The sequence below is a fragment of the Microbacterium koreense genome (assembly GCF_042677105.1).
Lineage (GTDB): Bacteria > Actinomycetota > Actinomycetes > Actinomycetales > Microbacteriaceae > Microbacterium > Microbacterium koreense.
Genome location: NZ_JBHTIM010000001.1, coordinates 70168 through 93171, shown reverse-complemented (window position 1 = coordinate 93171; position 23004 = coordinate 70168). Strand labels below are relative to the sequence as shown.

At 69.5% G+C, this 23004-nt stretch carries 20 protein-coding genes; 10 read left to right on the top strand and 10 right to left on the bottom strand.

The window, feature by feature from the left end:
• Positions 1-82 precede the first annotated feature (82 nt).
• Genes ACFQZV_RS00335 through ACFQZV_RS00320 form a run of 4 tightly spaced genes read left to right on the top strand, consistent with a single transcriptional unit; the run spans position 83 to position 5447 of the window.
• Complete coding sequence (locus ACFQZV_RS00335; RefSeq protein WP_378753631.1) at positions 83-697, top strand: RNA polymerase sigma factor; 615 nt, start codon at positions 83-85, stop codon at positions 695-697.
• Positions 687-1169, top strand: coding sequence for a hypothetical protein (locus ACFQZV_RS00330; protein WP_378753629.1), 483 nt, complete (start codon positions 687-689; stop codon positions 1167-1169). Before ACFQZV_RS00335 ends, ACFQZV_RS00330 begins: the two co-directional genes overlap by 11 nt.
• Positions 1170-1193: 24 nt before the next feature.
• Positions 1194-2888: a S8 family peptidase gene (locus tag ACFQZV_RS00325; protein ID WP_378753627.1), complete on the top strand. Its 1695-nt coding sequence runs from the start codon at positions 1194-1196 to the stop codon at positions 2886-2888.
• A 60-nt stretch (positions 2889-2948) separates the two neighbouring features.
• On the top strand, positions 2949-5447 hold the full coding sequence (locus tag ACFQZV_RS00320) for a CHAT domain-containing protein (RefSeq protein ID WP_378753625.1): 2499 nt from the start codon (positions 2949-2951) through the stop codon (positions 5445-5447).
• A 212-nt stretch (positions 5448-5659) separates the two neighbouring features.
• Here ACFQZV_RS00320 and ACFQZV_RS00315 read toward each other — a convergent pair whose 3' ends face one another.
• Positions 5660-6328 (bottom strand): LysR family substrate-binding domain-containing protein, encoded by a 669-nt coding sequence (locus tag ACFQZV_RS00315; protein ID WP_378753623.1) that lies wholly within the window; start codon positions 6326-6328, stop codon positions 5660-5662.
• Positions 6329-6367: 39 nt separating this feature from the next.
• Between ACFQZV_RS00315 and ACFQZV_RS00310 the strand changes: the two genes are divergently transcribed.
• The 4 genes from ACFQZV_RS00310 (at position 6368) to ACFQZV_RS00295 (ending at position 11197) form a co-directional block, all read left to right on the top strand.
• Positions 6368-6766, top strand: coding sequence for a DUF1304 domain-containing protein (locus ACFQZV_RS00310; RefSeq protein ID WP_378753621.1), 399 nt, complete (start codon positions 6368-6370; stop codon positions 6764-6766).
• Between the two features lie 122 nt (positions 6767-6888).
• Positions 6889-7365 carry a DUF2975 domain-containing protein gene (locus tag ACFQZV_RS00305; protein WP_378753619.1) on the top strand — a complete coding sequence of 159 codons (477 nt, stop codon included), beginning with the start codon at positions 6889-6891 and terminating at the stop codon, positions 7363-7365.
• Positions 7365-7574 (top strand): helix-turn-helix domain-containing protein, encoded by a 210-nt coding sequence (locus ACFQZV_RS00300; protein ID WP_378753617.1) that lies wholly within the window; start codon positions 7365-7367, stop codon positions 7572-7574. The genes ACFQZV_RS00305 and ACFQZV_RS00300 overlap by 1 nt, the downstream gene beginning before the upstream one ends.
• On the top strand, positions 7571-11197 hold the full coding sequence (locus ACFQZV_RS00295) for an SCO7613 C-terminal domain-containing membrane protein (RefSeq protein ID WP_378753615.1): 3627 nt from the start codon (positions 7571-7573) through the stop codon (positions 11195-11197). Before ACFQZV_RS00300 ends, ACFQZV_RS00295 begins: the two co-directional genes overlap by 4 nt.
• A 6-nt stretch (positions 11198-11203) precedes the next feature.
• Here the strand turns inward: ACFQZV_RS00295 and ACFQZV_RS00290 are convergent, their stop codons facing one another.
• The gene (locus tag ACFQZV_RS00290; protein ID WP_378753613.1) at positions 11204-11611 is read right to left on the bottom strand and encodes a transferase; all 408 of its coding nucleotides are present in this window, start codon (positions 11609-11611) and stop codon (positions 11204-11206) included.
• Positions 11612-11733: 122 nt separating this feature from the next.
• Between ACFQZV_RS00290 and ACFQZV_RS00285 the strand changes: the two genes are divergently transcribed.
• Both ACFQZV_RS00285 and ACFQZV_RS00280 read left to right on the top strand, forming a co-directional pair.
• On the top strand, positions 11734-12462 hold the full coding sequence (locus tag ACFQZV_RS00285) for a formylglycine-generating enzyme family protein (protein ID WP_378753677.1): 729 nt from the start codon (positions 11734-11736) through the stop codon (positions 12460-12462).
• A gap of 74 nt (positions 12463-12536) precedes the next feature.
• A complete protein-coding gene (locus tag ACFQZV_RS00280) occupies positions 12537-14204 on the top strand; it encodes a PucR family transcriptional regulator (protein WP_378783218.1) in 1668 nt (555 codons plus the stop codon).
• 4 nt (positions 14205-14208) lie between these two features.
• Here the strand turns inward: ACFQZV_RS00280 and ACFQZV_RS00275 are convergent, their stop codons facing one another.
• The 8 genes from ACFQZV_RS00275 to ACFQZV_RS00240 form a co-directional block, all read right to left on the bottom strand.
• Positions 14209-14559 carry a cupin domain-containing protein gene (locus tag ACFQZV_RS00275; protein ID WP_378753931.1) on the bottom strand — a complete coding sequence of 117 codons (351 nt, stop codon included), beginning with the start codon at positions 14557-14559 and terminating at the stop codon, positions 14209-14211.
• On the bottom strand, positions 14556-15992 hold the full coding sequence (locus tag ACFQZV_RS00270; RefSeq protein ID WP_378753955.1) for an NAD(P)/FAD-dependent oxidoreductase: 1437 nt from the start codon (positions 15990-15992) through the stop codon (positions 14556-14558). The genes ACFQZV_RS00275 and ACFQZV_RS00270 overlap by 4 nt, the downstream gene beginning before the upstream one ends.
• Before the next feature lie 108 nt (positions 15993-16100).
• Positions 16101-17753 (bottom strand): amidohydrolase, encoded by a 1653-nt coding sequence (locus ACFQZV_RS00265; protein ID WP_378753957.1) that lies wholly within the window; start codon positions 17751-17753, stop codon positions 16101-16103.
• 2 nt (positions 17754-17755) lie between these two features.
• Entirely contained in the window at positions 17756-18667 is a 912-nt protein-coding gene (locus ACFQZV_RS00260) for an ABC transporter permease (RefSeq protein WP_378753933.1), read from the bottom strand.
• The gene (locus ACFQZV_RS00255; protein ID WP_378753934.1) at positions 18664-19605 is read right to left on the bottom strand and encodes an ABC transporter permease; all 942 of its coding nucleotides are present in this window, start codon (positions 19603-19605) and stop codon (positions 18664-18666) included. The genes ACFQZV_RS00260 and ACFQZV_RS00255 overlap by 4 nt, the downstream gene beginning before the upstream one ends.
• On the bottom strand, positions 19598-20782 hold the full coding sequence (locus tag ACFQZV_RS00250; RefSeq protein WP_378753935.1) for an extracellular solute-binding protein: 1185 nt from the start codon (positions 20780-20782) through the stop codon (positions 19598-19600). The genes ACFQZV_RS00255 and ACFQZV_RS00250 overlap by 8 nt, the downstream gene beginning before the upstream one ends.
• A 30-nt stretch (positions 20783-20812) precedes the next feature.
• Positions 20813-21985: an ABC transporter ATP-binding protein gene (locus tag ACFQZV_RS00245; RefSeq protein WP_378753937.1), complete on the bottom strand. Its 1173-nt coding sequence runs from the start codon at positions 21983-21985 to the stop codon at positions 20813-20815.
• 220 nt (positions 21986-22205) lie between these two features.
• Positions 22206-22988: a DNA-formamidopyrimidine glycosylase family protein gene (locus ACFQZV_RS00240; protein ID WP_378753939.1), complete on the bottom strand. Its 783-nt coding sequence runs from the start codon at positions 22986-22988 to the stop codon at positions 22206-22208.
• Positions 22989-23004 lie beyond the last annotated feature (16 nt).

Here is a 23004-nt window from a genome sequence, read left to right as displayed (position 1 = left end):
TGGCCTCGCGAATCCTCCGGCACGCGGATGTATCACCGTGGGGGGTTTCGTGCTCTGAGCGGGTGTGGACACAATGGGCGCTATGACTCGAGCGGGCGCCGATCACCGGACCGAGGCCGAGCCGTCTCGGTGGGATCGGGCGGCCGACCTCTTCGAGTGCTGGCGCGACGGCGATGCGCGGGCGATGGATGATCTGGTCCGCCTCATGACGCCGGTGCTGTGGCACGTCGCGCGGTCGTATGGTCTCGACGCTGCGATGGCCGAAGACGTGGTGCAGTCGACATGGCTGGCGCTCGTGCGCAGCGGCGACGGGATCCACGACACCAGAGCCGTGTCGGGATGGCTGACCACCTCTGCGCGTCGAGAGGCCTGGCGGGTCGGCAAAGTGCACCGCCGCGCGGACGCCACCGATACCGTCGACCTCGAGCCGCACCTGCCGGTGGAGGAGTCGGCGGAATCCACAGCCGCACGGGCGGATGAGAGCCACCGATTGTGGACGGCCGTGTCGACTCTCGACGAGCGGTGCCAGCGGCTCCTGCGGATCGTCGCCTTCGACGAGAGACCCGACTATGCGCGTATCGCGCAGGACCTGGCGATGCCGGTCGGGTCGATCGGGCCGACGCGACAACGGTGTCTCGGAAAACTGCGGACACAGATGGCGAACGACGGCTGGGGAGGCGACCGCCATGAGAAATGACCACGACACGGTCGACGATGCGCTCTTCGCCGCCCTGCGCGGCATGTGGCGCGCAATCGACCCGATGCCCGACGACCTCGTCGATCGCATGCTCGCGGCGGTGGCGATGGAGGATCTCTCCGGCGAGTACGAACTCTTGACCCTCGTGTCGGACTCCGAGTCCGTCGGGGTGAGGGGCGAAGGAGGAACCGCCACTCTGCAGTTCAGCGACGGCACGACCTCCGTGCTCCTTCATGTATCGACGGGAGCGAGCGGCCGGCACCGGATCGACGGGTGGGCAGACGGATCGGTCATCGCGGTGAGGATGGTCCACACCGATCCTGCGACGACGGATGAGGCGACCGCCGACCCGGGCTCGCACGGCCGATTCGTCTTCGACGACGTCACGCCCGGCGTCGCCTGTCTCCGTTTGGTCGCACGGGAGTCCGGTGGTGGGCTGAGAGAGTTCCGCACCCCGCAATTCGAGGTCTGACCCGCCCCGCACGAGAGGCGCCCCATGCGTGACGACACCCCCCACCGCTCCTGGCGCGAGCGCGAGGCCGCAGCCGAAGCGCGCGGCATCGCCCTCGATCCGAAACGAGATCCCGTCGCCGGTATCCAGGCCTTTCGTACCCTGTATGTTCCGGGGCACGTGCTCATCTCGGGGGAGCCGGTTGCGGCGCGGGATGCGCTCTCGAAGGCTGCTGCCGAGCTCGGGTGGGACGTCGAACTCGAGACGGTGAGGGATGCCGGTGAGCCGCTGACCCGCGCGCGCATCGTGCAGGCACCGCACCCGCGACGCGACGACGAGCCCGTGCCGCCGGTGGATGCGTGGCGCCTGCTCCAGCAGGCGCGGCGGCGTGTCATCGAACGCGCGAAGGCGAGGGGGAGGGGCGATAATCCCGACCGGATCGCCGCAGCGAAACGCGATGTGTCTCTCGCGGCGTCGAGGTCGCTCGATCAGCCGGTCGCGCGCAGGCGACGTCATGCGGATCGCGACCTCGTCGTCGCTGACCGGGCGTTACGTGCTGTGGGGCTCGACCACGTTCTCGTGGTGGATCCGATCGGTCTCGCCCCGCACGGTCGGACGAATCCCCATGGACGGACGAATCCGCACGGCCGCACCAATCCCCACGGCCGCACCAACCCGGCCGGCGTCGAGGGGTACGCGCTGGCGGGCACAGGAGGTCTCGAGGTCGTCGATTTCGTGGGGCCGTCGCCGGTGCGCACCGCACCGCTTGCCGCCGGGGGGAGACGGCCGGTCGTGGCCTTCTTCGACACCGGGTGCGGCGAGGTGGACGGGTGGCTCCCGGCCGAGACCGGGCAGAACGACATCGTGCGGCGCCGATTGCCGTCGCCCACGCATCCGGGAAAGGTCATCGGCGTCGAAGACCCGGCGACCGATCCCGAAGTACACGGGGATCAATCCGGTCCGCTCGACGGTTTCCTCGATGAGGCTGCCGGTCACGGCACGTTCGTCGCCGGAATCATCCGCCAAGTGGCGCCCGAAGCGGACCTCGTGTCGGTGAGGGTCGCCGACAGCAATGGGACGGTGCTCGAGAGCGAACTGATCGACGCGATCGAAGAGCTCGCCGTGTGGGCCGAGGACAACCCGCTGGACGTCGTCAACCTGTCGTTGGGGTACGCCCACGAGACCCCCGAGGACGGGCTGTTCAGCCGACGCCTGCTTCAGAGCCTTCATCGGCTGCGCGCACTCGGATGCGTCATCGTGTGCTCGGCGGGCAATGAGGCGACCGATCGACCGACCTTCCCCGCGGCCCTGTACGACTGGGGCGACGTCGACCTCTCGATCGACGAACCACCAGGACTGTCCGCGCACGTCGCGGTGGGGGCTCTCAACCCGCAGCGCACCTCTGTCGCCCTGTACAGCAATCTCGGGCCGTGGGTGACGACCTTCGCGCCGGGAAGCTCCGTGCTTTCCTGCTTCCCGCGCCTCAGCGGGGGAGTGCAGGCCGGTTCTCGCGCCGACCTCTACGGGCGGCGGCGGCAGAGCCTCGATCCCGATGACCACACGACGGGCTTCGCGATTTGGAGCGGAACCTCTTTCGCGGCGCCGTATGTCGCGGGTCGTGTCGCGGCCGCGCTCGCGCCCGGTCTCATGCAGGGTGCAGCGGCGGTGCGCGATGCGGACGTCGTCGCCGCGGTCCTCGCCGACATCGACACGGAAGACGGTTCGCGGCACCGCGGCTGACTGCGGCGGCCGGGCGCCGTCCTCGGGCCGTCGCTCCTGCGTCGATGCCATCATGACTGTGTGACCGCCGACGCCGAAGACCTCGCCGCGCGCGGCGTCGCGCTCGCGAACGCCGGACGTTACACGATGGCGCAGAAGGTGCTCAAGGACGCATGGGAGACCGCGGCAGCTGCGGGAGATGACGATCTCACCGCGCGCATCGAAGGGACGACCGCCTACGTCATCGCGCGCACGGGTGGCGTCGAGGCAGGCCTCGACCTCTGCCGGCGTGCCCGCGAGCGGGCGGGCGTCGGCGAGACGACCCGCGCGATCCTCGCGGGGCAGATGGGGGCGCTCGAACTCGAACGCGGAGCCCTCGCGAGCGCCGTCGACTGGCTGACGCAGGGCATCGAGGGGCTCGCCGGAGCCGACGGTCAGGCCGTGCGCAGCGCCAACGTGCGAATGAACCGCAGCATCGCCCTGATGCAGCAGGGGGCTCTCGACGCCGCGGTCGCCGATCTGCAGTGGGCCGAGGCGGTGTTCCGATCCGAAGGACGCCACGTCGAGGCGTCACTGACCGTTCACAACCGCGGCTACGTCGCGATGCTCGCGGGCGATCTTGTCGAAGCGCTCCGCGTGATGGGTTCGGTGCGCGAACCCATCGACGACACCTCCGACGTGTGGGCGGGAATCAATGAGCTCGACCACGCCGAGGTGCTACGCGAAGCGGGCTTGGTGACCGAAGCGGAGCGCAGCCTCGAGGCGGTCGCTCGAACCTTCGGGCGTGCGCGCGCGCCGGGAGAGCGCGCACGGGCGGAGTACCAGCTTGCCCGGTCGCTGCTGAACCATGACCCGGCGCGCGCGGCGGAGGTGGCCGCGGCATCCGCGCGTCGATATCGACGACTCGGCAGCGACGCCTGGGCGGCGCGGGCCGAGGGACTCCACCTGCGGGCGCGTCTCGCGCGCGGCAGGATCGACCGTTCGGGTGCGCGGCCGACCGCCGGGCGTCGGCCTCCTCGGACACTTGTCGATGAGGTGGTGAGGCGCCTACGCCGCATCGGCTTCGACCACGACGCCACGGCGTTGCGGCTGGCCCAGGTTCTGGGCGATGTGCGGCGCGACGGCAGTTCACCGTCTCGCGCGCCGCGGGTAGGACCGGAGGCGCCCCTGGAAGTCCAGGTGCTCGCACACGAGGTCGCGGCAGAGCGTGCCCGCGCCGCAGGCCGCGAACATCAGGCGCGGCGGCGCGCCGCGGCGGGAATCGACCTCTTGGAGCGATCCCTGCAGCGGGGCGCGAGTCTCGAACAGCAGGGACCCATCGGGATGCAGGGGCTCGGTCTGATCGGCATCGGGCTGACCTCAGCGGTGACGTCGCGCGATCCCGCGGTGGTGTTCGAATGGTCGGAGCGCTCGCGTCACCTCAATGCGCAGGTCGTGCCGCTACGTCCGCCGCGAGATCCCGAGGTGGCGGCGCACCTCGCTGAGATCCGCCGCCTTCGCCTTGCCGACCCTGGATCGGATGCCGCGGCCGATGCTCGTGCGGCCAGCCTCCTCGATCGCGCCCGGGCACAGTTGTGGGCGGGAGCGGCTTCCGACGACACGCACGCACGGGTGGGGCTCGACCACGCCCGCGAGCGGCTCGCCGACGGCGACGCGCTGTTCTGTTACGTCTTCGACGGGAAGCGACTGGTGGCCCTCGTCGTGACCGCGACCTCCGTGCGCCTGGTCGACCTCGACTGGGCGCGGGTGAGCGCCCTGCTCGACGGTCTGCGGGCCGACCTCGACGTGTCGGCATCCGTCCGCAACGCACCGATGGCGCGCATCGTCCAGGAGTCCCTGTCGGAGCGGCTCGCCGACCTGTCGCGTGCGCTCGTCGAGCCCCTCGCGGCGTCGGTTCCCGGTGTGGGCAGGATCGTCGTGACCGTGCCGGGCGTTCTCGCCGGGCTTCCATGGGCGATGCTGCCCGCGCTCCGGGGCGTCCCGCTCACGATCGCGTCGTCGGTCTCGCGGTGGGTCGCCGACACGTCCGTGCCGCGTGCGCATCCTTTGCGGGCGGCATTCGCGGCAGGCCCCTATGTGGCGCGAGCCGGTGAAGAGGTCACGCGGGGAGCAGCGGCGTGGAAGAGGCCGATCACGTTGCGGGGGGACACTGCGACCGTGGCGGCGGTGACCGACGCAGCGTCGCGCTCCGACGTACTGCATGTGGCCGCGCACGGACGCCATGCGGCGGACAACCCGCTGTTCTCGGGCATCGAGCTCGCTGACGGGACGCTGTTCGGCTACGACGTCGATCTGATTCCCGACGTGCCGACGACCGTGATCCTCTCTGCCTGCGAGGTAGGCAGATCCAGTGTGCGGTGGGGGGAAGAGGCCGTCGGCATGACCCGTGTCTGGCTGCACGCCGGCGCACGATGTGTGATGGCGGCCCCGGTGGTCGTGGCCGACGACGCGGCGTGTGAGCTGCTGTCGGCGGTGCACGCGGGACTCGCCGCCGGGGACGCACCGGCGAACGCGCTGGCACGTGCTCAGGAATCAACCGGCATCGTGGCGCCCTTCCATGCGCACGGAGACGGGTTCTGAGAAAAATCTCGGAACCGGTGTATCACGGTCCCCAGTGGTGTCTCCTTCACTGTGGACGGTCGGCGGCACACGTGGGGTAGGTCGCTTTGGGGCGTCGAAGTGACAGAGCGCGCGCGCAGATCTTCGGCAGACCGATCCGTCGGGGGATGTCGTGGTTTCGGGTCCACGACATCCCCCGGATCCGTTCGGGGGCGACGGGTCGGCCGGCGGACTCAGCTGCGCGATGAGTTCGCCGTCCGCCCGCGCACGATGCCGATGAAGGTCTCGATCGCGGGCGTCGTCCGTTCGGCGACCCAGGCGAGCCCGACCGTCGAGGTCGGGCCGTCGATCAGCGGGCGGTAGGTGACGTCCTTGCGGTGATGCAACCGCGCGAGCGACATCGGCACGATGACCGCGCCGACACCTGCGGCGACGGTGGCGATGGCTTCGGCGGTGTCGCGTGGTGGCGGGAACGACGGCGCGATCTCGTCGTCGACAGTGATGTCGAGCACGTCGTCGGCAGGAACGATGAGCACCTCGCCGGCGAGGTCCTCCCGATGCAGCTCGTCGACCGCAGTGAGGGCGGAATCCGTCGAGGCGACGACGACAGGCAGCTCGTCGTAGAGCGGAATGACGTGCAGACCGTCGCGGTCGATCGGCAGCCGCACGAGCGCGGCGTCGACGGTTCCGGACATGAGCCCGTCGCGCTGCTCCGCGACGTTCAGGTGCACGAGCTCCAGCGGCGTTCTCGGCATCCGCTCGCGCCAGACGTCGATCCACTTGCCCGGCGTCGCGCCGGGGATCGCTCCGAGCCGGAACGGACCCGAGGGAGCCGGGGCAGGGGAGGTGCCTCTCGGCGGGCGAGGCGCGGATGACGCGTTCTTCCGGGTGCGCTTCGCCATGGGCACCAGGTTACCGGCGCGTTCCGCTACAGTTCGGGCATGATCGCGATCATCGCCACCGTCGTCGGTGCCCTCGCCGCGCTGCTGCACGTCTACATCTTCGTGATGGAGAGTGTGCAGTGGTCGCAACCGCGCATCTGGAAGCGCTTCGGTGTGCGCGATCAGGCCACCGCGGAAGCGACGAAGCCGATGGCGTACAACCAGGGGTTCTACAACCTTTTCCTCGCCATCGGCGCGACGCTCGGCCTGGTGCTGTTCTGGGTCGGCGGTGACGGATCGCCCGCCGACATCGCCGGCCGCGCGCTCACCTTGTTCAGCCTCGGGTCGATGCTGGCGGCCTCCCTCGTCTTGGTGACGTCGGGTCGTCGCTACCTGCGACCCGCGCTCATCCAGGGCGTTCTGCCGCTGATCGGGTTCGTGCTGTTCTTCTTCGCGTAGCCACCCGCGCAGCCGCGGCGACGCCGAACGGCCACGCAGGAGCGGACGAACGGTTGCGATCGGATGCCGCTATAGCTATCGTTTTTCGATATCTAGTGATCGAATAGCGATAGGCAGGTGTCATGCAGCGGTCAACCATTGTGATCCTGAAGGGACTCATCGGCGTGCTGTTGGCGATGATCCTCGCCTGTCAGATCTTCGTCGTGCCGCTCGTGGCCGAACAGTCCGCCTGGCGCTATCACCAGATCGCCTATCTGCAGGTGCCCGGCATCGTGATCGGCATCCTCTTCCTCGCATGCGTGCAGGTCGTGCTGATCTGTGTCTGGCGACTGCTGTCGCTCGTGCGCGAGGACGCGATCTTCACCCAGCCCACCGTGCCGGAAGTCGACGTCAGCCTGTGGGCCGTGGCCTTCGCCACGCTGCTCGTGGCGGTGACGCTGGTCACGCTCACCGCATCCGGGGTGATGAACGGGTCGATCACCCTTCTCTGCGTGCTCGGCATCGTCGTCGGCGCCGGATTGTCGCTGCTGATCGTCGTGCTGCGCGGTCTGCTGCGGAAGGCGACCCAGCTCGAGCATGATCTCTCGGAGGTCGTGTGATGGCGATCGTCATCAATCTCGATGTCGAACTGGCGAAGAAGAAGATGTCGGTGAGCGAACTCGCCGCCGCGATCGACATCACCCCGGTGAACGTCTCGGTGCTGAAGAACGGCCGCGCGAAGGCCGTACGGTTCACGACGCTCGACGCGATCTGCCGGGTGCTCGAATGCCAACCCGGCGACATCCTGCAGTGGGTGGATGACGAATGACCTCGGCAACCGCCGTCGTGCCGCGATGGAGCGACACGGCGCTGGCGGCATTGGCCGACACCATGGTCTGCCCGCGGTGCGCAGCGACGCTCGACTCGCCGTCGTGCCGTCGTTGCGGTGCTGACTACAGCGGTCCGATCGGGTCGGAGCTCTGGCGGGCATCGCAGACGGCGATCGACGCGCTCCACGCGCGTCAACAGGTGCTGGATCGCGTGCCGACGAGGCAGCGGCCGGATGCGTCGACCGTCCCGCAGGCCGCGCCGCCGAAGCCGCCGCTCTCGCGGGCGACACGACGCAGCGCCACCGTGCAGTCCGTTCTCGCCGTCGCGGGCGCGGGCCTGGTCGCCGTCGCGGCGATCGTGTTCTCGTTCTTCACGCCCGACCTCGGCGGGGCGCTGCGCGGCGCAGTTCTGGGCACGGTGACCGTTGTCTTCATCTGCGGGGCGCTCATGCTCGTGCGCCAGGGACTTCGGTCGTCCGCAGAGGCGGTCGCCGCCCTCGGGGCCGTGTTCGTCGGCCTCGACGTGCATGCGCTTGCGACCGCCACCGATGCGGCGAGCGTCACAGCATGGGCGGTGGCCGCGGGAGGGAGCGTCATCGGCGGGGTTCTCCTGTGCGCCTTGGCCTTGCGCGCGCGTCTTCGCGCATGGCTCGCGGCGGGCGCCGTCGCGCTGACCCTCGTCCCGGCCATGGTCGGGTATGCCGCGAACGCACCCGTCGTCGGCCACCTCGGCGTCGCCCTCGTCGCGTTCGCCCTGCTGGGGACGAGGCGAGCCGTGGCGCGCCGCATCGGGGCGCCGCTGCGCAGCGAGACGGCGACGCTCACCGTCATCGAGGTGTGCGCGATCATCGTGGCGCCGGTGCACGGCGTTCTCTTCGGCGCGCTGTGGTCCGACTCTCTCGCGTTGTCGTTGAGCGCGGTGCTCGCGTCATCCGCCGTGCTCGCTGCCTTCTCGACGGCGCATGCTGCCTCGCGAATGTGGGGCGTGCTGTCGGGTGCGTTCGCGACGGCAGCCGTCGCCGTCGGCGTCTTCGCGATCGATGTGCCCGAAGTGTGGCTCGTCGCGACCCTCCCCGCCGGTGTCGTGCTTGGGGCGATCGTGATCACGACGCTTGCGCCGCTGCCCCGAACTGCCGACGTCGGTTTCGTGGCGGGCGGCGCCCTCATCGTCGTCGCCGCGGTCGCTCTTCAACCGACGGGCATGGCGATCATCCTCGGCGCCGGCACCGTGCTCGGCTGGGACTCGTTGGGACTCGATGCCGTTGCGACGGCGTCGGGACTGACGGCACTGGCCGTCGGGCTCATCGCGTTCGCCTGGTTGCGGGAGCGCCGTCGACCTCCCATCGTTCCCGACGGCGGCCCGCCGCCCCTCGGAACGCGCTGGGTCGGTGCCGTCGGCCTCTGGTACGGGATGCTGGCGCTCCTGGTCGTGCTGACGGTGCCCACCATCGTGCTGCCCGCACGCATCGCGCTCGGTCTCGTACTCGCCGCCACGCTCGCCATCGGAGCACGCCGCATCCCGGCGCTGCGTCCCGCCGCTGTTCGCGTTCCGCTGATCACGGGTGCGCACGCCCTGACGGTGACCGCCGCCGTGTTGTCGTGGCAGATACCGGGAACGGCTCCCTCGTGGGCGATCGCCGTGATCGTGGCCGTCACGGCGATCGGAGCGGTGATGCCGGCCGGCGCGCGGTTCGTGTACGTCGCGATCGGCTACGCGTACGCGCTCGTGGCGATCGCGGTTGCGCTCGCGCAGACGGGCCTTTCCGCTGTTGCGGTGATGTGCCTCACGACCTCGGTGGCGGCGCTCTCGGCGATCATCGCGACGTTCACGCCCCGCGTGAGCGTGCGGGGGTGGTACGCCGTGCTCATGGTGACAGCGGTGCCGTTCGTCCTCGGCGTCGCGCAGGTCGTCGTCGAGCGCAGCGGGTGGACGGCGCTGTCGACGTCGCTCGTCTTTCTGCTCGCCGTCGCGCTCGTGCAGACGCGCAGGCGCGGCCTCGTGCGGGCGATCCGTGTGCTGGCGGCCGGCATCCTCGTTCCGTCGCTCGCCGTCGTGATCGTGTGCCTGGGCGCGCAGATCCTCCTCTCGAGTGGATCGCCCGTCGTGCTGCCGCTGATCGCCGTGCTGGTAGCGAGTGTTCTTCCCCTCACCGGGCGGGTCCGTGCGCTCGTATCGCAGCGGATCGGTGGCGACGACGCGACCGCGGTGCGCGTCGCCATTGAGACGTCGACGCTCGTGACTGCGGCCATCACCGCGGCGTTGGCGCTGCTGCGCGAGGCTGCCGGGCTCCCGACGGCGACGATGGTGTTCGTGATCCTCGCCGCAGGAGGGGTGCTCACCGCCACCGTGGGTCGGCGCCGATACGGATGGTGGATGGCCGGTGTCGCCGGCACGGGCGCGCTCTGGGCGGCACTCGCGCTGGCACACGTACCGCTCGCCGCCATCGAGGCGTACGTGCTGCCACCGGCGATCACGCTCGCTCTCGTCGGTGCGATTCTGGTGTGGCATCGGGGGCGCGGGGCCTCGCTCATGGCCGTCGGACTCGGTGTGGCGATACTGCCGCTGGTCGCGCTCGTGCCGGTGGCACCCACGCCGGTGCGCGGCGTCGCGCTCGTCGCAGCAGCGTGGGGTCTTGCGGCAATCGGGACGTGGTTCGGCCGGGGCAGGTCGGCGCGTGGAGAGGGCGAGCGGATGCGGGTGCTCGCGCGGGTGACTTTCGCCGCGGTGCTCGCAGCCTCGGTCGCGGGCGCGCTCCAAGGCGCGCGCTACGGCGTCGGCATCGATTCACCGCCGGCGGCGACACCCGCCGTGATCGCGGCGCTCGGCATCGCCGGGCTTGCCGCGACGGCAGCACTGGGCGCCGCCCGCGGACTGCGGACCGTCGCGGAGCCGAGGTCCCGATGGGTGACGACCCGGTGGCTGTCCGCGGTCGGGTTCGCGGTGTTGACCACGGGGGTCTGGCCGGCGATCGAACGAGACTGGTTCACGATCTGGACGATGTGGGCCCTCATGCTGGCGGTGCTCGGCGCGCTCGTCGTCGCTTCCGCGCGCGGCCTGCGCGCGGGCACGGGTCTTCCTCCGGTGTGGTTCCTGTTCGCGCTCGCGTTCATCACCGCCGTCGTCGCGTGGAGCCCGCGCGACCTGCGCGTCGAGTGGTTTTCGCTGCCTTTGGGTGCAGCGCTGCTGGTGGCCGGGTGGATGGCACTGCGGGCAGTCACGGCAGTTCCGCCGAAGAGATCGGTCACTGCGTGGCCGGCGACGTGGCACGGGTCGTGGGCGCTCCTCGCGCCGGGGCTCGTCGTCACCCTCAGCGCGTCGATCGCCGCCACCTTCACCGACCCGCTCACGTGGCGCGCCATCCTCGTCATCGTGCTTGCGCTCGGCGCAATTCTCGTGGGGGCGAGCGGTCGGCTGGCGGCGCCGTTCGTCGTCGGCATCGTCGTTCTCCCGGTCGAGAACGTGCTGGCGTTCGCCGTTCAGATCGGGCGCGGTATCGACGCGATGCCGTGGTGGATCACGCTCGCGGTCGTCGGGGCCGTGCTCCTCATCATCGCGATGACCTACGAGCGGCGTGCGGGTGAGCAAGGCGGTCTCGTCGCTCGGCTGCGCGATCTGACCTGACGGGTCTCACGCCGCGGAGCGCAAGCCCCGGCCGTCGGTGGCGACCTTCTCGCCGTCGCGGATCGTCTCGTCATCACCGATGAGCGATCCCACAGCCACGCGCGCTCCGGTGCCGACGTTGGCACGGATGCCGATCTTCGCGCCGGCGCCGATGGCCGCGCCTGAACCGATGTGCGCGTGCGGTGCGATGCGGGCGTCCGGGCCGATCACGGCATCCGTCTCGACCCATACTCCGCGGCCCACATAGACGCCCTCGGCGATCCGCACACCGGGTTCGACATAGGCGCCGAGCTCGACGGTGGCCGTCGGGTGCACCTTGGCGCCGTGCGCGATCAAGCCACGGCCGTTGGCGTGCTTGCGGTACCGCAGCACCTCGCCGCGGTCGTTCTCGATATCGACGTAGTTCTTGCCCACGATCCCCTCCTGCGGCCCCTCGGGGAGCCGACGTTCTGTTCACAACACATGCTCCGGTCCATTCATTCCCGCGCATCGGCGCTCCATCGCCGTGGCAGACTGCCTCCGTGAGTGACCTCGAGATGGTGGCGCTGTCAGGCGGAGCGGTCACCCTCCACGACGCACGTCGCCGACAGCGTCGCACGACGGTGCTGGAGGACTTCGAGATCGGCGTCTTCGCGGTCACCGAGGAGCAGATGGCGGAGATGCTCGGCATCTCGGGGACGCATCCGCGGCGCCCGGTCGTCGAGGTGTCGTGGCTGCGCGCGGTCCGCTTCTGCAATGCGGCCTCGGAGTGGGAGGGACGGGAACCCGTGTACACCCTCGACGGCGAAGACGTCACCTGGAAGGTCGATGCCGACGGATACCGGCTGCCGACCGAAGCGGAGTGGGAGTACGCGTGCCGTGCCGGGTCCACCGGTCCGCACTACGGTCCGCTCGCCGACGTTGCATGGACGAGTGCCGACGGTGTGACCGCGCCGCAGGACGTCGGCCTGAAGCTTCCGAACCTGAACGGCATGCTCGATACGCTCGGCAACGTCTGGGAGTGGTGCTGGGACCACCTCGATACCGCGCGCTATGACGACTACCGGGTGTTCCGGGGCGGTGGGTTCGCGGATGACGCGTGGAGCGTCCGGGCCGGGACACGTCGCGGTGGAGCACCGCGGATGCACCACGACGACGTGGGGTTCCGTGTCGCACGAGGGGGCTTCGACGCCGTCGACGAGGCCCAAGGATGGTCGGCGCGCGCCGATCGCGAACGCGCCGCGGTCGGTTCGCCGTTGCCGTCCGGCTGGACGCCGCGTCGCTGATCTGTTCCGGACAGATCGTCTAGGCTGATCCCCGCGGCGCCGATGCGCGTGTCAGCGATGAAGGAGAACGGCGTATGAGGGTCGACGGGGCGCGCGGTGGTGCGCATCAGACGGATCGTCCGACCGGACGCGCGCCGCACGAGACCCTGCCTTCGCTGCGCGACGTGCTCGCTCTGACAGCGGTGAAAGACGGTCTCCCCGAGGTCGTCACCGGCGAGACGGGACTGGACTCCCGCGTCCGGTGGCTCCACGTTTCCGACAGCCCCGGTGTCGCGCGCCTGCTCGATGGCGGGGAACTTCTGCTGACGACCGGCTCCGCGTGGCCCGATGATCCGGCTGAGTTGCGGGATCTGGCGTTGAGTCTGTCGGACGTCGGGGTCGCCGGCGTCATTCTCGAACTCGGCACGCGGTTCGCCCAGACGCCGACCGGGTTCGTCGACGCCGCCGCCGAGCGGGGCCTCGCCGTGATCGTGCTGCATCGCGAGGTCAAGTTCGTCACGCTCACCCAAGCCGTACACAGTCGCGTCATCTCGGATCAGACCGAGGCGCTCCTCGCCCGTGACGAGGTGCGCGAACGATTCACCGCGCTGGCATTGCGAGGATCGCCGGCCGACTACATCGTCCGTCAGTTGGCCCAGACCCTCGGCGCTCCCGTCGTCCTCGAGAACCGTGCTCACGAGGTCATCGCCGCCGAAGTCCCGTTGGCGCTCGAAGAGGACCTGTTCACCGAATGGGAGTTGCGCTCCCGTGCCGCCCATCGACGGGCGGACCAACGCCGCGAGCGCGGCGCGATGCCCGGCGCTGATGACTGGGTGGTCGTGCCGGTCGAGGCCCGCGGCATCCGATGGGGGCACCTCGTGCTGCTGCCCGGGCCGGAACATCCTGCCGGACGGGTCGCCGTGCTCGAACAGGGTGCCATCGCGCTCGCCGTGGGACGGCTGGCCGACGGCGAGCGGGACGAGTGGGGACGCGTCAGCCGACGCCGACTCGTCGACGGACTGCTCGCCGGACGGTTCGCCGGCGCGGGCGGCGCCGCGGCGCGGCTCGAAGCCGCCGGGCTGCCGCTGCGCGGCATGAACCTGTACGGCATCGTCGCGACCGGTGCGCGGGTGACGGCGGAGGCGACCGACGCCGCGGCCCGCGCGCTGCGCGGACGTGCGATCGCCGGCTCCGCGCCGACCGGTGTCGCCGCCCCCGCGGCGGTGATCCTCCTGTCCCTCCCGTCCGGTGTGACGCTCGATGATGCGACTGCGGTCACGTTCGCGCGGGCGCTCGTCGACTCCGGTGAGGCCGCCGACAGGCTCGTGCTTTCGATCGGGCGCCCTGCCGACGGACTCGAACCGGCACTCGCCTCCCTCACCGAGGCGGTCGGACTCGCTCACGCCCGGCAGCGCCCGGCCGGTCGCGGCCCCTTCCTGCGCCGCGCCGATGAGCGGCCGCTCGTGCAGCTGGTGACCTCGCTGCGCGGCGATCATCGCTTACTCGACCACGGCGAGCGGATGCTCGCGCCGCTCATCTCGCACGATCTCTCCCGAGGCGGAGACCTCATCGACGTTCTCGAGGCGATGCTGGCACACCCGGGCAACCGCACGGCGGCGGCCTCGGCATCCCATCTGTCGCGCTCGGTGTTCTATCAACGCATCGCACTCATCGAAGAGCTCCTCGCGGTCGACCTCGACGATGGCGAGACCCAGACGGCGCTACACCTGGCGCTGCTGGTCCGGCGGGCCGCCGGACGCTGAGCTCCTACGGGGCGATGTAGACCTTCCGCACGGTCTCACGTACCGTCCAGACCGTGCTCATTCCCTCTTTGAGGCGAACGAGCACGCCGGGGCGCAGGTCGATCGGCGGATGCGGCGGATCGATGAACTCGACGGTCGCGTCGCCGGCAAGCACCACGAAGACCTCGTCGCTCTCGACGTCGCGGGAGACGCCGGGGGTGTGCTCCCACACGCCCACGGTGCGTCCAGCCGTTTCGTCGAGATCCAGGTAGCGCGCCTGAGGGCTTCCCGCGACGACCTTCTCGGGTTCGACGGGGTCGAACGGAACCGGGAGGAACGCCGCATCCACCGCGACCCCCGAGGTCAGCCGGCTCACGAGTCGAACCCCAGACCCAGCGCGTCGAGCGTCTTCAGGAGGATGTTGCGGCGTCCTTCGTTGTGGTCGGCACGATCAAGTGACCAGCGCGTCGCCTGAATGCCGATGGATGCCGCAGGCTCGGGCGGAAACGGCAACGGCCGCCGGCGCACCATCTCGAGTTCGGTTCGCTCGGTCGCTTCGCCCGACAGCAGGTCGAGGACGACCTCACCGGCGAAGCGGGTTGCCGCGACCCCCAACCCCGTGAATCCGGCCGCGTACGCGATCCGTCCCCGGCGCGCGGTGCCGAAGAACGCGCAGAACTGCGTGGAGGTGTCGATGGCACCTGCCCATTTGTGGGTGAATCGGACGCCCTCGAGTTGGGGGAACATCGTGAAGAAGTGACTCGCGAGCTTCTGCCAGCTCTCGGGGCGATCCTCGTACGCACTGCGCACCTTGCGGCCGTAGTGATAGACGGCGTCGTACCCGCCGAACAGGATGCGGTTGTCGCGGCTCAGACGGATGTAGTGGAACTGGTTCGCGAGATCGCTGAGGCCCTGGCGGTCCTTCCACCCGACCGACGCCAACTGGGCGTCGGTGAGGGGCTCGGTCATCAGGACGTAGTCGTACACCGGCACCGTCATCAGGCGGTTGCGGGTGAGCAACGAGGGGAACACGTTCGTCGCGATCACCGCCTGTGCCGCGCGCACCTCGCCGTCGGCGGTGCGCACGACCACGCCCGCGCCCTCGTCGTCGATGTCGCGAACGAGCGAGTGCTCGAAGATCTGCACGCCCAGGGCCTCGGCGGCCTGCGCGAGACCCGCCGCCAACTTGCCGGGGTGCACGAGCGCGTTGGTGTTCTTCTCGAAGACTCCGCCGAGGAATGTGGGTGAGGCGATCGTCGCCTGCACCTCGGCACGGTCGAGGCGGACGACGCCTTCCTCGCCGCGACGCTGCGCGTCGGCCACCCACTCGTCGAGCCAGGCGATTTCATGAGGCTCGGTCGCAACGCCCAGAGCGCCGACGCGCTCCCAGTCGGCGTCGATGCCGTGTGCGGCGATGTCGTCGCCCATCGCGTCGAGGTTCTCCAGCCCGAGCCTGTCGAGCTGTTCGATCTCATCGGGCCAGCGCGACGCGCCGTTCTCATGGCCGTGGGTGAGGCTCGCTTCGCAGAAACCGCCGTTGCGTCCCGACGCAGCCCACCCGACGGTGCGTGCCTCCAGGAGCACGACGCGCGCCTCGGGGCGGCGCTTCTTGGCCAGGAGTGCCGTCCACAACCCCATGTACCCACCGCCGACCACGACGAGGTCGGCCGGGATGCCACCGCTCACGGCGGGGCGTGCGGGCTGAGCGGGCAGATCGTCGAGCCAGAACACGCTGTGGCGCGCGTCGGCGAGGCTCTCGACCACGAGCGTCGGTGCGGGTTTCTGGCGTTCGTAGACCGTCGTTCCCACGGCAGTGCGTCCTCTCATCCGGTGCTCACTCGATCGTCGGTGCTCCTGCGCTGCGGAGACAGCGGATGCCGCGAGATCCGGACGATCCGGCGGAATCCGCCGCGATCCCTACGCGTCGTCCGCCGCGTACACGCGCTCGCCCTCCACGAATGTCTGCAGAACCCTCGCGGCTCCGATTTCATCGGCGGGGCCGGCGAACACATCGCGGTCGAGCAGAGCGACGTCCGCGGACTTGCCGACCTCGATCGTCCCGGTGGTGTCGTCGAGATGGTTCACCCATGCCGACCCGGCCGTGTACGCCACGAGCGACGTCGCGAGGTCGATCGCCTGCTCGGGGAGGAACGGGTGTTCCTCGCCGTCTTCGTACCCGGGCGCCGGCATCCGGTTCACCGCTGTGTGAATCGCCGCGAGCGGATCGGGGGAAGTCACCGACCAGTCGCTCCCGGCGGCGAGCACTGCGCCCGAGCGCAGGAGGTCGCCGAACGGGTACTGCCAGGCGCTCCGCGTCTGCCCCAAGAAGGGAAGGGTGAGTTCCACCATCTGAGGTTCCAGCGTCGCCCACAGTGACTGCATGTTCGCCGCGACCCCGAGTGTGCGGAATCGGGGGACGTCCTCGGGATGCACGACCTGGATGTGCGCGACGTGGTGGCGATTGTCACCGCGCCCGTTGCGTGCGATCGCCGCGGCGACCGCATCCAGGCATTCCCGTACGGCGCGATCTCCGATCGCGTGGAAGTGCACCTGGAAGCCTGCGGCATCCAGGAGTGGGACGGCTTCGGCCAACAGTTCCGGCGGCACGAAAGAGATGCCGGAGTTGTCGGTCGGGTGCCCGTGCCCGTCGCAGTAGGGCTCGAGCATCGCGGCCGTGAAGTTCTCGGCGACGCCGTCCTGCATGACCTTCACCGACGTCGCGGCGAAGCGTCCGGCACGAAAGCGCGCGCGCCTGTCGACGAGCGACGGGATCTGTTCGACGCCCTGTCCGCGGTCCCACCACAACGCCCCGACGACACGGGCGGTGAGAAGCCCGTCTGCCGCGGCCGCCATGTACGCCGGGGCCGGATCTCCCGCGTCGCCGTAGGCGCCGACGATCGCGTCCTGCCAGGCCGTGATGCCGTACGAGTGAAGGTACCGCTGCGCAACGAGCAGTGCCTCGACCAATCGTTCCGGCGGCTCCTCGGGCAGCAGTCGGTTGACCAAGGTCATCGCGCCCTCGTGGAGCGTCCCCGTCGGGGAACCGTCGGGATCCCGCTCGATGCGCCCGTCGGCCGGGTCCGGGGTGTGCCGGTCGATGCCGGCCAGGCGCAGGGCTGCGGAGTTCACCCACGCGCCGTGACCGTCTCGGTTCGGGAGGAAAGCCGGGCGATCGGGTACGACGGTGTCCAGTGCGGCCGCGGTCGGGGTGCCACCCGGAAACGCCGACATCTGCCACCCGCCGCCGAGGACCCAGGCGTCATCCGCGTGGTCCTGCGCGTAGTCCGCGATGGCCGCCAGATACTGGTCGGCGGTGTTCAACGCCGCAAGATCACAGCGCAACATGTCCAGTCCGCCCCACACGGGGTGGACATGGGCATCCTGAAAACCGGGAACGAGGAGGCGGCCTGCGAGGTCCACGACCTCTGTGCCCGAACCGACGAGGTCGTCGACCTCTCGGCCGACGGCCACGATCCGACCCTCCGACACCGCGACGGCGTCGGTGCGCGACCGTACCGCGTCGGAAGTGAACACCGGACCGCCGCGGAAGACGAGATCGGCGTGCACCACGCTCACCCTCCTGTCATCGTGCGCGCGATCTGCGTCGCCGAGTCGCCCGCCCGTTTCAGCACGAGCGCGACGAGTGCGAGGGCCACGAGGGTCAGGAGCAACATGATCGTCGACACCGCGGCGATCTCGGGGCGCAGGCCCGATCGGACGGCGCTCAGAACGTAGACCGGCCAGGGGGTCGTCCCCGACACCTGCACGAAGGCAGCGACGATCGTGTTGTCGAGCGCGAGCGTGAACGCCAGGAGGAATCCGGCCAGAACGGCGGGCATCGCCAGGGGCAGAGTCACACGGCGGAACGTGGTCAGCGGTGTGGCGTACAGATCGCCCGAGGCCTCTTCGAGATGTGCGTCCTGCCCGACCAGCCGTGCCCGCACGATATACGAGACCACCGCGGTCGAGAACAGGGACGACCCCACCGAGAGCCTGACGATTCCGTCGTTGAACATGGTCAGCCCGAGGTCCTGCCCCAGCCACACGAGGAACGGCAGGAGCGCGACGGCATCCACGATCTCGGGGGTGACCGAAACCAGGAGCAGCAGCACCAAGAACCACCACACCCACTTGCCGGGATAGCGGGCCATCGCGATGCCCGCCAGTGTGCCGATGAGAGTCGCGATGATCGCGGAGATGAAGGCCGTGATCAGTGAGACACGCACGGCGTTCTGGATCGCCGGTTTCTCGAGGATCGTGAGGAAGGCGTCGAAGCCGAAGCCGTCCCACGCGACGAGCAGTCGACCGGTGTTGAACGAGTAGACGACGATCACGATGATCGGCGCGAAGAGGAAGAGCATCACCAGGATGCCCCAGACCCCGAGCGCCACGTCCGACCAGGAACGCTGCCCGCGTGCCCGCGCGGGCGTGCCGCCGTCGCGAGCGCGGAGGATCGCTTCGGTGGTCGGCTGCTGCGCGGTCATGCCACGACTCCCTCGCGTTCGGGGGCGGATGCCGGTTGTTGCGCGTGCGTCGGTGCCGGACCGAGCACGAGCCGGTTGGAACTTCGGAACGGCAGGGACACCAGCCAGATGACCGCCGCCGCCGCGGCGATCGTGAGCGTGATGACCAGCATGAGAAGCACGGCCATCGCCGAGCCGAGCGCCCAGTTCTGCGCCGTCTGGAACTGGCTGGCCACGAGCTGGCCGACCATGTTGCCCCGGGCGCCGCCCAACACCGTCGCGGTGATGTAGTCACCCATGAGCGGGATGAACACCAGCAAGACCCCGGCGATGATGCCCGGTTGCGACAGCGGCAACGTGACACGGAAGAACGTGCGGATCTTGCCCGCTCCGAGATCCTTCGACGCTTCGCGTAGTGCGGGGCCGACACGGTCGAAGGCCACGAACAGCGGCAGGATCATGAGTGGCAGGTAGTTGTAGACGACGCCGATCACGACCGCCGTCCGGGTGTACATCAGTTCCAACGGCCCGTCGAGAACGCCGATCGCCTGGAGTGCGGTGGACATCCACCCTTCGGGTGCGAGGATGACCTGCCACCCGATCGTGCGTACGAGGAAATTCGTCCAGAACGGCACGAGCACGAGGGCGATCAGCAGCCCCCGCCGTTGCGGCCGCACCTTGAAGGCCATCCAGTACGCCACCGGTGCGCCCACAAGGAAACAGATCACCGTGCCCAAGATCCCGACCCACAGGGTGTTCTGGAACGTGGAGAAGAACGTGGGCGACATCGCCTCGACATATCGGTCGAACGACAGGATGTCGTTCGCGTGGGTTCCGAACACGCCGGGCTTGTACCCGAAGCTGAACCACACGACCATGCCGACGGGGGCGACGAAGAACACGGCCAGCCACGCCCATGCCGGGACGGCGAGCGCGGCTCCGGTGGAGCGTTTAGGCACCCGCGGCGGCCTTCATCTCGTTCCAGATCGCCACGCGCGTGGTCTGCGAATCGTTGAGGACCTGCTCGCTCATCGTGGCGAGTTGTGCTTCGTCGAAGAAGACCATGTCGGTCAGCGGGAAGTCCGCGGCGACTGCTTCGGCCTCGGTGTCCTTTCCGCCGACGTTGTAGCCGATGTAGTCGAGGTTGAGGAGCAGGTTCTCGGGGGTCATCGAGAAGTTGATGAACGCGTGCGCCGCCTCCGGGTTCGGTGCGCCCTCGGCGATGGCCCAGTTGTCCATCCACAGCTCGGTGATGGGTCCGGGGAGGACCCACTGCCAGCGCTCGGGCTCACTCGTCTCCATGAGGCCCAGGCGTGCATCGCCGTTCCACGACTGCATGAGCGCGTGCGTGCCCTGCGGGATCGCGTTGGTGCCGGGGTAGGAGTCGAACGCCGAGATGTGCGGGGCGATCTCCTCGACGAGGTAGCGGCGGCACTCCTCGAGTTCGGCGGGATCCTCGGTGTTCCAGTCCATGTCACGTGCCCAGAAGTAGGCGCCGATGATGCCGGCGGGGTCATCCGACATGGCGGTGCGGCCGCTGGCCTCGTTCTGCGCGGCGTCGAAGAAGTCGCCCCATGTCGTCAGCTCGCGGGAGATGACGTTGCGGTCGTAGACGAACCCGGTCGTTCCCCATGCCTTGCAGACGGAGTACTCGTTGTTCGGGTCCCATGCGCGACCGAGCGCGGACGGGTCCATGTTCGTCAGGTTCGGCAGGAGGTCTTTGTTGAGGGGCAGGAGCAACCCGTTCTCGATCATCTGCGGGATGAACACACCGGTCGGCACGACGATGTCGTAGCCGGAGGTGCCCCGCGCGGCGATGAGCTTGGCGATCAGCTCCTCGTTCGACGAATACGAGTCCATCGTGACCGTCGGACCGAGTTCGCCGGTGAACGCATCGATCACGTCGGGGGAGTCGTAGTCGCCCCAGGTGTAGATCGACAGGCTCGACTCGAGGTCGCCTCCGGTCGCCTGCGGTGCCGGTTCGCCGCTCCCGCCCGGGCTGCAGGCGGCGAGGAACGCCGTGCCGCCGGCGATCGCGGCGAGGCCGAGGAAGCGTCGGCGGGACAGCTCCCGCGCGATGGTGGGAACGGCTTCCTGCGGTGCGAGGATGCGCAGAGGGGTGCGGGGTTCGGCCATCGTGATCTCCTGGTTGTCGGGTCGCGGGTGTCAGTTCGTGGGCGGGGCGATGTAGCCGCCGGCTTCGGCGGCATCGTCGAGAGGGAAGAGCAAGACGTGCGTGGGCAGCCACTCGCAGCTGACGGGGTCGCCGATGCGCAGCGACGGTGCGTCGGGAGTCGGGCGTCGCACGATGAGGCTCTGGTCGTCGCTCAGTTTCACGAGGTACTGCATCGTGTCGCCGAGATGCGAGACGCCGATGAGCTCACCCTGGGCACGGTTGACCTCGGCGGTGCCCGCACGCGCGGTGGCGGCGGTGATCCGGATGTTCTCCGGGCGCACGGCGGCCTCGCCGCGTGGTGCACCCGCGAGGCGTGGAACGTCCCCCTTCACCACCGCGTGGGCGGAGACGACGGTCGTCCCCCCATCGGAGACGTCTCCGCGGAAGAAGTTCTGCTGACCGACGAACGCCGCGACGTAGGCCGACGAAGGTCGCGCATAGACCGTGTCGGCGTCGGCGAGCTGCTCGATGCGTCCGGACCGCATGATCGCGATGCGATCGCTCATCGACAGGGCCTCGCCCTGATCGTGTGTGACGAACACGAAGGTGATGCCCAAGCGGGCCTGCAACAGCTTCAGCTCGAGTTGCATCTCTTCGCGCAACTGCCGGTCGAGGGCTCCCAGCGGCTCGTCGAGCAGGAGGACTGCGGGACGATTCACCAGTGCGCGGGCGAGCGCCACGCGTTGCTGCTGTCCGCCGGAGAGCTGAGTGGGCTTGCGGTCTGCGAATCGACGCATCTGCACGAGGTCGAGCGCCTGTGACACCCGTTCGCGGATGTCGGCCTTGGGCGTGCGTCGCTGCTGCAGACCGTACGCCACGTTCTCGGCGACCGAGAGGTGTGGGAACAGGGCGTAGGCCTGGAACACCGTGTTGACGTCGCGACGGTACGGCGGAGCCGCCAGTACCGACTGCCCTGAGATGCGGATGTCGCCGGCATCCGGATTCTCGAAACCCGCGATCATCCGCAGCGTGGTCGTCTTGCCACACCCGGACGGACCGAGCAGTGAGATGAACTCGCCGGGTTCGATCGACAACGAGAGATCGTCGACGGCGGTCTGGTCGCCGTACCGCTTCGTGACTGCGTCGATGACGACGGCGCCGCGGTCGGGTGCCGCGGCATCCGTGGGCTGTCGGCTCGCGTGCGCGTCGGTCGCTGTGGTCACCTGTGGAGGCCTCCTGGTCAGCGCCGCGCACCGTCGCGCGGCCGGGTGAATGTACCGCGTATTACATCCAGCCGGATGACGCACGCGCAACGCAGGTCCGGACGAACCGGACGATCCGCGGGCTGTCGGTCTCACGGTCTGACAGATCGTCCGGGCGGGCGTGACCGGCGTGTTTCGGATCGATGTCCGACGTCGGTCGCTCATGCGCGCCCGAAGCGGCCTATTCCACCGCCGGTTGGCACCGCGGACACCAGAACACGGTGCGCTCTCGGGTCGGGTCGGCGCCCAGTGAGGTCGCTTCGATCGTCGTCCCGCATCGCCGGCAGTCGGCGCCTTCTCTCCCGTAGACCCAGGTGCGCCGACCGGGGCGTGCATCCCCGGTGAAGGTGCGCGCGGAGCGATCGCGGTTGGCCCGGATCATGCGCACCCCGGTATCGAGGAGTGCGGGGACGTCGACGTCCGAAGCCGGGGTCGTGGGTGCGATGCCGCGGACGAACAGCAACTCGTTCGCGTAGACGTTGCCGAAACCGGCGACCGATCGCTGATCGAGCAGCGCGACGTGCACTGCCCGGGTGTCTCGCGCCACCCGCCGGGCGGCTTCGGCGGCATCCCAATCGGGGCCGAGGGGGTCCGGACCCAGGTACCCGACGAGATCCCCCTCGCGCTCGCGGCGGACGACGTCGATCTCGGCGAGGTCGAATCCGACGGTGTCGTGCGTCGCGGTCGAGACGACGGCGCGGGCTGTGTGTCCCGGTCTGCGCCAACGGCCGCCGCTCGGATACACGTGCCACTGACCTTCCATCTTGAGATGGGAGTGCAACACCCAGGGACCGATGCGGTGCAGCAGGTGCTTGCCGCGCGCCACGACGGCATCGACGACGAGGCCGCTCAGGTCGACTGTGGCCGCCTGCGGGACACGCAGGTCGAAGCGTGTGACCTCACGCCCCGCGAGGGCGTCGTCCAACCGCCGCGCGGCACGGAACACGGTGTCACCTTCGGGCATGGGCGATCTCGTTCTG

Excerpts from the sequence above, each read along its gene's own strand:
- ACFQZV_RS00335 (WP_378753631.1), top strand. The coding sequence starts at position 83 with ATGACTCGAGCGGGCGCCGATCACCGGACCGAGGCCGAGCCGTCTCGG.
- ACFQZV_RS00330 (WP_378753629.1), top strand. The coding sequence starts at position 687 with ATGAGAAATGACCACGACACGGTCGACGATGCGCTCTTCGCCGCCCTG.
- ACFQZV_RS00325 (WP_378753627.1), top strand. The coding sequence starts at position 1,194 with ATGCGTGACGACACCCCCCACCGCTCCTGGCGCGAGCGCGAGGCCGCA.
- ACFQZV_RS00315 (WP_378753623.1), bottom strand. The coding sequence starts at position 6,328 with ATGGCGAAGCGCACCCGGAAGAACGCGTCATCCGCGCCTCGCCCGCCG.
- ACFQZV_RS00310 (WP_378753621.1), top strand. The coding sequence starts at position 6,368 with ATGATCGCGATCATCGCCACCGTCGTCGGTGCCCTCGCCGCGCTGCTG.
- ACFQZV_RS00305 (WP_378753619.1), top strand. The coding sequence starts at position 6,889 with ATGCAGCGGTCAACCATTGTGATCCTGAAGGGACTCATCGGCGTGCTG.
- ACFQZV_RS00300 (WP_378753617.1), top strand. The coding sequence starts at position 7,365 with ATGGCGATCGTCATCAATCTCGATGTCGAACTGGCGAAGAAGAAGATG.
- ACFQZV_RS00295 (WP_378753615.1), top strand. The coding sequence starts at position 7,571 with ATGACCTCGGCAACCGCCGTCGTGCCGCGATGGAGCGACACGGCGCTG.
- ACFQZV_RS00285 (WP_378753677.1), top strand. The coding sequence starts at position 11,734 with ATGGTGGCGCTGTCAGGCGGAGCGGTCACCCTCCACGACGCACGTCGC.
- ACFQZV_RS00280 (WP_378783218.1), top strand. The coding sequence starts at position 12,537 with ATGAGGGTCGACGGGGCGCGCGGTGGTGCGCATCAGACGGATCGTCCG.
- ACFQZV_RS00260 (WP_378753933.1), bottom strand. The coding sequence starts at position 18,667 with ATGACCGCGCAGCAGCCGACCACCGAAGCGATCCTCCGCGCTCGCGAC.
- ACFQZV_RS00250 (WP_378753935.1), bottom strand. The coding sequence starts at position 20,782 with ATGGCCGAACCCCGCACCCCTCTGCGCATCCTCGCACCGCAGGAAGCC.
- ACFQZV_RS00240 (WP_378753939.1), bottom strand. The coding sequence starts at position 22,988 with ATGCCCGAAGGTGACACCGTGTTCCGTGCCGCGCGGCGGTTGGACGAC.